This is a genomic window from Rhizobium sp. CIAT894 (assembly GCF_000172795.2).
GTDB lineage: Bacteria > Pseudomonadota > Alphaproteobacteria > Rhizobiales > Rhizobiaceae > Rhizobium.
Genome location: NZ_CP020947.1, coordinates 4416099 through 4426159 on the forward strand (window position 1 = coordinate 4416099; position 10061 = coordinate 4426159).

9 protein-coding genes are annotated in these 10061 nt (G+C 58.0%); 1 reads left to right on the forward strand and 8 read right to left on the reverse strand.

Annotated elements, in window-relative coordinates:
* The first annotated feature begins 2 nt into the window (after window positions 1-2).
* Window positions 3-1043, forward strand: a complete 1041-nt coding sequence (gene holA / locus RHEC894_RS21620) for a DNA polymerase III subunit delta (protein ID WP_085738794.1) — start codon at window positions 3-5, stop codon at window positions 1041-1043.
* A gap of 149 nt (window positions 1044-1192) precedes the next feature.
* On the opposite strand, the gene RHEC894_RS21625 is transcribed toward holA, so the two are convergent.
* The 8 genes from RHEC894_RS21625 to hemE all read right to left on the reverse strand — a co-directional run bounded on the left by RHEC894_RS21625 (window position 1193) and on the right by hemE (window position 10061).
* A complete protein-coding gene (locus RHEC894_RS21625; RefSeq protein WP_010069407.1) occupies window positions 1193-2074 on the reverse strand; it encodes a ParB/RepB/Spo0J family partition protein in 882 nt (293 codons plus the stop codon).
* A gap of 32 nt (window positions 2075-2106) precedes the next feature.
* Entirely contained in the window at window positions 2107-2901 is a 795-nt protein-coding gene (locus RHEC894_RS21630; RefSeq protein ID WP_010069408.1) for a ParA family protein, read from the reverse strand.
* A gap of 19 nt (window positions 2902-2920) precedes the next feature.
* Window positions 2921-3538: a 16S rRNA (guanine(527)-N(7))-methyltransferase RsmG gene (rsmG, locus tag RHEC894_RS21635; RefSeq protein ID WP_010069409.1), complete on the reverse strand. Its 618-nt coding sequence runs from the start codon at window positions 3536-3538 to the stop codon at window positions 2921-2923.
* A 25-nt stretch (window positions 3539-3563) separates the two neighbouring features.
* Window positions 3564-5441, reverse strand: coding sequence for a tRNA uridine-5-carboxymethylaminomethyl(34) synthesis enzyme MnmG (gene mnmG, locus RHEC894_RS21640; RefSeq protein WP_085738795.1), 1878 nt, complete (start codon window positions 5439-5441; stop codon window positions 3564-3566).
* A gap of 61 nt (window positions 5442-5502) precedes the next feature.
* Entirely contained in the window at window positions 5503-6822 is a 1320-nt protein-coding gene (gene mnmE, locus RHEC894_RS21645; protein ID WP_085738796.1) for a tRNA uridine-5-carboxymethylaminomethyl(34) synthesis GTPase MnmE, read from the reverse strand.
* A 190-nt stretch (window positions 6823-7012) separates the two neighbouring features.
* Complete coding sequence (gene rho, locus RHEC894_RS21650) at window positions 7013-8278, reverse strand: transcription termination factor Rho (RefSeq protein ID WP_089152723.1); 1266 nt, start codon at window positions 8276-8278, stop codon at window positions 7013-7015.
* A gap of 197 nt (window positions 8279-8475) precedes the next feature.
* The gene (gene hemJ, locus RHEC894_RS21655; RefSeq protein WP_085738797.1) at window positions 8476-9012 is read right to left on the reverse strand and encodes a protoporphyrinogen oxidase HemJ; all 537 of its coding nucleotides are present in this window, start codon (window positions 9010-9012) and stop codon (window positions 8476-8478) included.
* A 2-nt stretch (window positions 9013-9014) separates the two neighbouring features.
* Entirely contained in the window at window positions 9015-10061 is a 1047-nt protein-coding gene (gene hemE / locus RHEC894_RS21660) for a uroporphyrinogen decarboxylase (protein ID WP_085738798.1), read from the reverse strand.

The window sequence follows — 10061 nt, forward strand, 5'->3', positions numbered from 1 at the left end:
ATGTGGCAGAGATAAAGTCCCACGAATTCGAGACCTTCCTGCAGAAATCGGCTGGAAACTATCGGATCTTCGTCATTTACGGGCCGGACCGCGGCCTGGTGTCCGAACGTGCGGCTCAGCTTGCCGGCAAAACCGGCGTTGCTCTCGATGATCCTTTCTCGCTGACCAAACTCGATATCGGCGACCTGCAGAAGGATCCGGGACGATTGGTCGACGAAGTTCAGTCGATCGGCCTGTTCGGTGGCGAGAAGCTGATCTGGATCCGCGGCGCCTCCAATGAAAAATATCTTGTCGATCCCTTGGCACTGCTTGCCGAAAAGCCGCTTGAAGCTGCCCATCTGATCGTCGAGGCTGGCGACTTGAAGAAGGGTTCGCTGCTTCGCAAGACCGCCGAGACGGCGCGATCTATCATGACGATCCCGTCTTACGCCGATGACAGCCGCGCCCTGAACGCCTTGATCGACACGGAGCTTGGCACAGAGAAGCTCGGCATCACGCCGGCTGCGCGCCAGGCGCTGATCGCATTGATCGGCGGCGACCGCATCGCGTCACGCAATGAGGTGCGTAAACTTGCCCTCTATTGCCGCGGTTACCCGACCGTCGAGGAACATCACGTTACCGAAATAATCGGCGACGCCAGCGCGATCTCTGTTGACGATGCCGTCGACGCCATCCTGAGCGGCGATCTCAATGCCTTTTTGCATGCCATGCAGAAGATCAGCAGCTCCAAAACCGCGATTTTTCTCGTGCTGCAGGCATGCCTGAAACAGTTTCAGCTTCTCGATACAATGCGCGCCGAAATGGAAGAAAAACGCCTGCAGGCGCCTCAGATCATGCAGACCATGGGTCGTCATCTGCATTTCCGCCGCAAGCCGATCATCGAACAGGCCCTGCGGCATTGGACCGCGGAAAGCATTGCCCGTGAATCCAATCGTCTGCAGGCAGCGATCCTGCAAAGCCGGCGGCGGCAGGTGCTGGAAGACAGCGTTGCCATGCAGACGCTGCTCTCCACCACCCTTCAATCCGGTCGTAAATCCACCTGACCATCCTAAGGCGGGGCGGGTGTGAATCAGTTCGATAGCGACCGCTCTTCTGCATGTCGCCCGGAAGGATGCACGCTTCCGGGCTAATGACATGCGGAAACAAAGAGCAAAGCCTGTCGCGGAAGCAGGTTTGATGCGAGGCGCTGAAGCTAGCGCCTCTCAAGCAAGCGGCAAATTTCCTCGAGCTGCTCTAGCGACTTGTAGGAAATTTTGATCTGGCCGCCGCTGGTCTTATGATTGATCGAGACATCGAGCCCGAGCGCATCGGAAAGCGTCCGTTCCAAAGCCAGTGTATCGGAATCCTTCTGATCTTGCCGTAACGCCGGCTGCTGTGGCTCCGATTGCGCCTTGATATTGTTTTGCGCCAGCTTTTCCGCATCGCGAACCGACATGCCCTTGGCAACGATCGTGCGGGCAAGACTGGCCGGGTCGGAGGTGGAAACAAGTGCGCGGGCGTGACCAGCCGAGAGGCTGCCGGCGGCAAGCAGGTCGCGCACCGGATCGGGCAGTTTCAGCAGCCGCAGGGAGTTGGCGACATGGCTGCGGCTTTTGCCGATGATTTCGCCGAGGTCATTCTGCGTATAGCCATATTCGGCAATAAGCTGCTCATACCCCAGAGCTTCTTCAAGAGCATTGAGATCCGCCCGCTGGACGTTTTCGACAATGGCGATTTCCAGCGCCGTCTTGTCATCGACGTCACGGATAATGACCGGAATCTCGATCAGCCCAGCCAGCTGGGCTGCCCGCCAGCGACGTTCGCCGGCAATGATCTCGTAGCGATCCCGGTCCATCGTCCGCACGACAATCGGCTGCACGATGCCGTGCTGACGAATAGAACTTGCAAGATCGTGCAGCTCGGCGTCATCAAAAAAACGACGGGGGTTGCGGGGATTGCGGCTGACGAACTCGATCGGGATCATTCTGTCGGCGCTGACAGTGCGCTCGGCCTCAACCGGCACAGGCTGATCCATTTCCCCAATCAGCGCCGCAAGGCCGCGACCCAATCGCCTCTTCGATACATCGTCATTCATGATCTACACTCACCTACGCCCCTGATATGATATTACGCGGCCAGTCTTTGGCGTTCCCTTTGGATAACCTCAGAGGCGAGCTGCAGATAGGCCTGGCTGCCCGCGCATTTCAAATCATAAAGAATAGCCGGCTTGCCGTAGGAGGGCGCCTCGGAAACCCGGACGTTGCGCGGAATTAACGTATGATAAACCTTCTCGCCGAGATGCGTGCGCACATCATTGACCACCTGCTGGGCAAGATTGTTGCGCGCATCGAACATCGTCAAGACGATGCCCTGAATGTCCAGGCGCGGATTGACCGTGCGGCGAACCTGACTGACGGTTTCAAGCAGCTGGCTTAGACCTTCCAAAGCAAAAAATTCACATTGCAGCGGCACCAACACCGAATGCGCCGCCGCCATGGCATTCATCGTCAGCAGATTGAACGACGGCGGGCAATCCAGAAGAATATAGGAAAATGTCATTGCTTCTGGCGACGACAACGCTTTGCGCAGTTTGAACACCCGGTCGCTCTGCTGCGAAATTTCCATCTCGATGCCAAGCAGATCCATCGTCGAAGGAACGATGAAGAGATTGGGCACCGCTGCCTCGAGCGTCACGTCCCTGATGCTGCGCTCCCCCACCATGAGATCATAGGAGGAGAGTTTCCGATCGCGGCGATCGATGCCGAGGCCGGTGCTGGCATTGCCCTGCGGGTCGAGATCGACAATCAAGACACGCTCACCGATAGCGGCAAGGGCTGTTGCCAAATTGATTGCGGTGGTGGTTTTCCCTACGCCACCCTTCTGATTTGCGATGGTAATTATTCGGTGTTTTTCGCCAGCCATTGCAGCAATATCCGATCTGTTAAGCCAAGCGCCGGAGATTCGATATTTCCAAAATAACAGATTCCTGCTCGACGGCGCTCTTATGTTCTAACAGATCGAACCTCCACCGACCACGTGCTTTGTCGATTTCCCTCTGGTAATCCCGGCCTTTATGAAAGAGGCAACGACAATTTTCATTGCCAAGCATCCAGGCAGCGGAATATCCGATCAGCCCATCGAGCTCGGCCAGGGCTCGGGCGGAGATCGCGTCGCATTCGCCGATCTCAGTAGGCGCATCTTCAATTCGAATAGCATGCACGCTCGCGCGCGCATTGGTCTCGCGCAGCGCCGTGCGCAGAAACGCTGCTTTTTTATGATTGCTCTCGACCAGATGCACCCATCCGTCTTGCAATTCGGCCAGATAGATTGCCGTGATCACCCCAGGGAATCCACCTCCGCTTCCAAGGTCGACCCAGGTGATCGGCTGCGGCTGGATTTGAAAAATCTGGCTACTATCGGCGATATGCCGGTGCCACAGATCGTCGAGCGTTGAGGCCGCCACCAGGTTGATCGTTTTGGCCCACTTCTGAAAGAGCGCCGCAAAGTGTTGGAGCCGTTCCTGTGTTTCACGTGAAACACGTAAGCCGTTTAATTCCATTCTGAAAGACTCTCAATTCTCGTAATCAGGCGCTGTGACGTTCGGAAGAATTTATTCGACGCAGATGCACAAGCAGCAGCGCGATGGCTGCCGGCGTCATCCCCTCGACGATAGCCGCTTGGGCGATATTAAAGGGCCGCACCGCATTCAGCTTCGTCTTGAGCTCGTTCGACAGACCGGAGAGGGCGTCGTAGTTGAAATCTGCCGGAATCTGCCGCTCCTCGTCACGCTGCTGATCGGCGATGGCGGATGCCTGCCTCTCCAGGTAGACCGAATATCCCGCTTCGATTTCCAATGCTTCCGCAACTTTGGGTGCAATCGCGGCAAAGGTTTCCGGCCAAACTTCCCGAAGTGCGGCAAAATCGTAATTTGGATAGGACAGGAGATCATAAGCCGTTCGGCGCTGACCATCGAGATTGATGTTCAAGCCGGCGCGACGCGCCTCGTTCGGCGTCACCGCCAGCGACGTTAGCAGCGCGCGACCGGCGTCGATCTCTGCCTGATAGGCGGTGAAGCGCCGGACCCGGTCGTGACTGATGCAGCCCAACCGCATCGCCAGCGGCGTCAGGCGCATATCGGCATTATCGGCCCGAAGCGTCAGTCTATATTCGGCGCGTGACGTAAACATTCGGTACGGCTCCGTAACGCCGCGTGATGTCAGATCGTCGATCATGACTCCGATATAGGAAGTGGTTCGGCTGAAATGGAACGGTTCCGAATCGCTGCTTCGCAACGCAGCATTAAGCCCCGCCGCCAAGCCCTGCGCCGCCGCCTCTTCATAGCCGGTGGTCCCGTTGATCTGGCCGGCGAGGAACAGACCTTTCAGTCGCTTCACTTCCAAAGACGGTGTTAGCTCACGCGGATCGACATGGTCATATTCGATCGCGTAACCCGGTTGAAGGATTCTCGCCTGTTCGAGCCCGGGGATCGTCTTGATAAATGCACCCTGGACCTCGGCGGGAAGGGAGGTGGAGATCCCGTTCGGATAGACGGTGTCGTCGTCGAGCCCCTCCGGTTCCAGGAAGACCTGGTGTCCGTCGCGCTCCCCAAACTTGACCAGCTTGTCCTCGATCGATGGGCAATAACGCGGCCCGACCCCTTCGATCTGACCGGAATACATGGCCGATCGCATGATGTTGTCGACGATAATCCGGTGCGTTGCTTCGGTCGTCCTGGTGACGCCACACTCAATCTGGGGGGTTGTGATTGCGTCGGTCATAAACGAGAAGGGGACAAGCTCTGCATCGGCTCCCTGCCGACCAACAGCCTGCCAATCAATGGTCTTGCCATCCAGCCGCGCCGGCGTTCCGGTTTTCAGACGCCCGAGCTGCAAGCCGAGCCGGGCCAAGGTGGCAGACAAGCCAACCGAAGGGGCTTCGCCCACGCGGCCGGCAGGTGTCTTTTCCAAACCGATATGGATGAGCCCACGCAGGAAGGTGCCGGTGGTCAAGACCACCGCCGGCGCTCTCAAGGTCCGGCCGTCTTTCATAACAACGCCGGTCACCCGTCCGTCGGCAATATCCAGATCAAAGGCATCGCCCTCGACAATATCCAGGCCGGCCGTCGCTTCCATCTCCGCCAGCATGGCCAGGCGATAGAGCTTTCGATCGGCTTGCGTCCGCGGACCACGGACTGCGGCGCCCTTTTTCTTGTTCAACATCCGGAACTGAATGCCCGCGGCGTCCGCAACACGACCCATCAGCCCATCCATGGCATCGATCTCACGAACCAGATGACCTTTGCCGAGCCCGCCGATCGCCGGATTGCAGGACATGACGCCAATCGTATCTCGTCTATGCGTCACCAGAGCGGTTTTCGCACCGAGGCGCGTAGCCGCATTGGCAGCCTCCGAACCCGCATGGCCACCGCCGATGACAATCACATCGTAGAGATTATCCGTCATATCCAACTCCATTGAAGCAGACGTTTCACGTGAAACCGGAGGGCCCATGGTTTCACGTGAATCATTTGCCGATACAAAACTCCGAGAAGATCACACCGAGTAACTGCTCGACATCAACCCGCCCGGTGATCTTGCCCAGGAACTCAGCGGCCACACGCAACTGCTCGGTTCGCAATTCGAGGTTCACATCTATTTGCGAAATCGCCGCGTCCAGCGCCAATAAACATTTCGCTAGCGAATCTTTATGCCGAGTGCGGCTCGGGATCGCCATGGACAGAGCCCCGAAACGTTCGGCGACAATGGCGCCGATCAACCGGCGTAATTCGGACAATCCGTCACCGGTCACCGTCGAAATCTGGAGGTCATATTGACCCGAGTTGATCTCAACGAGATCCTTCTTCGTGCCGACAGTAACATGCGGAGAACGTTGATCCAAGTCGTCGGGGACTACGGGATTTGCCATATCGACCAGCAGCAGAACAAGGTCGGCATCTCGCAGCGCCACACGCGCGCGCCGCACGCCCTCTATCTCGACCCGGTCATCTGCCTCGCGGAGCCCGGCGGTGTCATAAAGTTTGATGAGATAACCGTCAATATCGAGATCGACCTGCAAAACATCGCGGGTGGTCCCAGCGATTTCGGTGACGATCGCCACGTCGCGACGGGTCAGAGCATTCAACAGGCTCGATTTCCCCGCATTCGGTGCGCCGGCGATGACCACCTTGAAACCATCCCTGATGATCTCGCCTGCCGAAGCCGCAGCCAGATGTTCTTCGATCTCGCTGCGAAGCTTCTCCATATCGGTCCAGACCATGTCCGATACCGAACCGGGAACATCGTCCTCATCGGGAAAATCAAGTTCAGCCTCGATCATCGCCCGCGCCCGCGTCAATCGTTCCGCCCACGAATCGTAAATGGCGGAAAGCCCGCCGGCGCTCTGCTCGATCGCAAGACGTCGCTGCATCTCGGTTTCGGCGCCGATGAGATCCGCCAGGCCTTCGATCTCGACGAGATCCAGCTTGCCGTTTTCAAAAGCCCTGCGCGAGAACTCGCCCTCGACCGCCATCCGAACACCCGGAACATCGCCAAGCGCGTGAAACAGTGCGGCCAGCACCGCGCGACTGCCGTGGATCTGCAACTCGGCGACATCCTCGCCGGTAAATGAATTCGGAGCCGGAAAGAATAACACCAAGCCATTGTCGATCGGCTGGTTGTTACGACTCCGAATCGTTCGGTAGGAGGCGAGGCGATCTGCCGGTACTGACCCGACCAGCCTAACCAACAGATCCCGGGTCAATGGGCCGCTGATGCGAACGATCGAAACGCCCGAGGGCGGCGCGCCGCTCGAGAGCGCAAATATAGTATCAGTCAACATGGCCATATCGCTGGTCCGTGGTCGGAATCCGAATCGATCCCTCTCAAATAGAAAAAGCTGGCGACATCGTGACGATGTTGCCAGCTCTCATCAAAGTGTGCTCGCCCCAAGGTGAGCGCGGTTCAGCTTCGCGTTCAAAGCTGAGGCGCATCGCGTCGACTTACCGCAATACACCTAAGTTGAATCCGGCTAAGGATTATGTGTTCATCGAGTCGAAGAAGTCGGGATTGTTCTTCGTTTGCTTGAGCTTGTCGATCAGGAATTCGATCGCATCGGTCGTGCCCATCGGCGCCAGAATTCGGCGAAGCACGAAGATCTTCTGAAGATCCTGGCGTGGAACAAGGAGGTCTTCCTTGCGGGTGCCGGACTTGAGGATGTCCATCGCCGGGAAGATGCGCTTGTCGGCGACCTTGCGGTCGAGAACGATTTCCGAGTTGCCGGTGCCCTTGAACTCTTCGAAGATGACTTCATCCATACGGCTGCCGGTATCGATCAGCGCCGTGGCGATGATGGTCAGCGAGCCGCCTTCCTCGATATTGCGCGCAGCGCCGAAGAAGCGCTTCGGCCGCTGAAGAGCGTTGGCATCGACGCCGCCGGTCAGAACCTTGCCGGAAGAGGGAACAACAGTGTTGTAGGCGCGGCCGAGGCGGGTGATCGAATCGAGCAGGATGACGACATCGCGCCCGTGTTCGACAAGGCGTTTCGCCTTTTCGATAACCATTTCGGCCACCTGGACGTGGCGCACGGCCGGCTCGTCGAAGGTCGAGGAGATGACTTCGCCCCGAACGGAGCGCTGCATGTCGGTCACTTCTTCGGGGCGTTCGTCGATCAGCAGGACGATCAGATAGCATTCCGGATGGTTTGCCGTGATCGAATGCGCGATGTTCTGTAGCAGCACGGTTTTACCGGTGCGCGGCGGTGCGACGATCAAACCGCGCTGGCCCTTGCCGAGCGGCGCCACCAGATCGATCACACGCGGCGATAGATCCTTGGAGGTGGGAATATCGAGTTCCATCTTGAAGCGCTCATTCGGATAGAGCGGCGTCAGATTGTCGAAGTGAACCTTGTGACGGATCTTTTCCGGATCGTCGAAATTGATGGTGTTGACCTTGAGCAGCGCAAAATAACGCTCGCCTTCCTTCGGTCCGCGGATCGGTCCCTCGACCGTATCGCCTGTCTTCAATGAGAAACGGCGAATCTGCGACGGGGAGATATAAATATCATCAGGACCCGGCAGGTAGTTTGCATTGGCGGAGCGCAGGAAGCCAAATCCGTCCTGCAGCACCTCGACGACGCCTTCGCCGATAATCTCGACATCCTGGCTGGCGAGCATCTTGAGGATGGCAAACATCAGCTCCTGCTTGCGCATCGTGCTGGCATTCTCGACCTCGAGCGATTCGGCGAAAGCCAGAAGATCCGTCGGGGATTTGCTCTTAAGTTCCTGAAGCTTCATTTCAGCCATGAAGTGACCAATACTCTTTTCAATTTCGAAGGGGAAAGGCGATGTTGGGTCGTATTCGGTACTGCGAAGGGCTCGCAGACGACTGAACTCTACACACATGCCACGTAGATGAGATGCGCGGAAAATAGCGACTCGTGATCGCGCCCGCAAGAGGGCTGCTTAAAATGAAGCAAATTTAACCTGAGGGCGATTTTGCCTCAGAACGGCTTCACCACGACGAGGATCACGATGAGGATCATCAGCAATGTCGGCGCCTCGTTCATGAACCGCCAATAACGCGCGGAACGGCGATTTTCATCCCGTTCGAAGGCCCTGACGGCGCGGCTGAAAAACATGTGAACGCCGGTCAGCAGTACGACGAGACCGATCTTCGCATGCAGCCAGCCGCCCTGGAAGCCATAGACCGACCAGGCGAGATAGAGACCGAACATCCAGGTCAGCATCATTGCCGGCGTCATGATGATTCGAAGCAGCCGACGCTCCATCACCTTGAAGGTTTCCGATTGCACCGATCCCGGCTCGGCATCGGTATGATAGATGAACAGCCGCGGCATGTAGAACAACCCGGCCATCCAGGAAATGACGGCAATGATGTGCAGCGCCTTGATCCAGAGATAGAGATTGTCGGGGTTCCAGGCAAAAAGCCCGACTGCCATCAGCGCGAAGAAGGCGAGGGCAAAATGGGCTCGGCGCCGGGCGTAGGCGCCGGGTCTCCGGTCCGTCTGCCGTTCCATCGTCACGCCCCGTCTCGCATCTGCCCGCCCCGCACCCGCTCGACGAGCAGGCGCACATGCTCGGGATCGGCCTGCGGCGTAATGCCGTGACCGAGATTGAAGATCAGCGGTCCATTGCCGAGATGCTGAAGAATGTCGTCGATACCCTCTTCCAGCGCCAGGCCGCCGGCAACGACGCGCATCGGATCGAGGTTGCCTTGGACCGGCCCATCCTTCTGAAGCTCCGCGGCGAAAGCCAGCGGGACCGACCAATCGAGGCCGATCGCATCCGCCCCCGTCCTCTGGCGATAATTTTTCAACTGGTAACCGGCACCCTTGGCAAAGGCTATGATGCGCGCATGCGGTCGTTGCGACTTGACCGAAGCGATCATTCGCGCGACCGGCCGGATTGCGAAGGACTCGAACTCTTTCTCGCCGAGAACCCCCGCCCAGGAATCGAAGATCTGCACGGCATCGGCGCCGGCATCGATCTGAGCGACGAGATAATCGGCCGAGACGTCGGCGAGCAGCATCAGGAGATGTTCGAAGGCGCGGGGATACCGGTAGGCGAAGAGGCGGGCAGGCGCCTGATCCGGCGTGCCGTGACCGGCAATCATATAGGTCGCAACCGTCCAGGGCGCGCCGCAGAAGCCGAGCAGCGTCGTTTCATCAGGCAACGCTGCACGCAACCGCTGCACCGTCTCCATAACCGGCCTGAGATAATCGATAACCTCTTCGCCATTCAACCTGCCAATGCCGGCTTCGTCGATCGGATCCATCTCGGGGCCATGGCCCTCGGTAAACCGGACATTGCGTTTCAACGCGTCGGGAATGACCAGGATATCGGAAAACAGAATGGCTGCATCGAAGCCGTAGCGGCGGATCGGCTGCAATGTGACTTCGACGGCGTGATCGGGCGTGTAGCAGAGATCGAGGAAACTTCCGGCCTTTGCCCGCGTTTCTCTATATTCCGGGAGATAACGTCCCGCCTGTCTCATCAGCCAGAGAGGAGGAGGGGAGAGGCTTTCGCCATCCAGAACTCTCATGATCTTTCGGCGCGTGTCGTTCAA

Excerpts from the sequence above, each read along its gene's own strand:
- RHEC894_RS21630 (WP_010069408.1), bottom strand. The coding sequence starts at position 2,901 with ATGGCTGGCGAAAAACACCGAATAATTACCATCGCAAATCAGAAGGGT.
- RHEC894_RS21625 (WP_010069407.1), bottom strand. The coding sequence starts at position 2,074 with ATGAATGACGATGTATCGAAGAGGCGATTGGGTCGCGGCCTTGCGGCG.
- rsmG (WP_010069409.1), bottom strand. The coding sequence starts at position 3,538 with ATGGAATTAAACGGCTTACGTGTTTCACGTGAAACACAGGAACGGCTC.
- mnmE (WP_085738796.1), bottom strand. The coding sequence starts at position 6,822 with ATGGCCATGTTGACTGATACTATATTTGCGCTCTCGAGCGGCGCGCCG.
- mnmG (WP_085738795.1), bottom strand. The coding sequence starts at position 5,441 with ATGACGGATAATCTCTACGATGTGATTGTCATCGGCGGTGGCCATGCG.
- rho (WP_089152723.1), bottom strand. The coding sequence starts at position 8,278 with ATGGCTGAAATGAAGCTTCAGGAACTTAAGAGCAAATCCCCGACGGAT.
- hemJ (WP_085738797.1), bottom strand. The coding sequence starts at position 9,012 with ATGGAACGGCAGACGGACCGGAGACCCGGCGCCTACGCCCGGCGCCGA.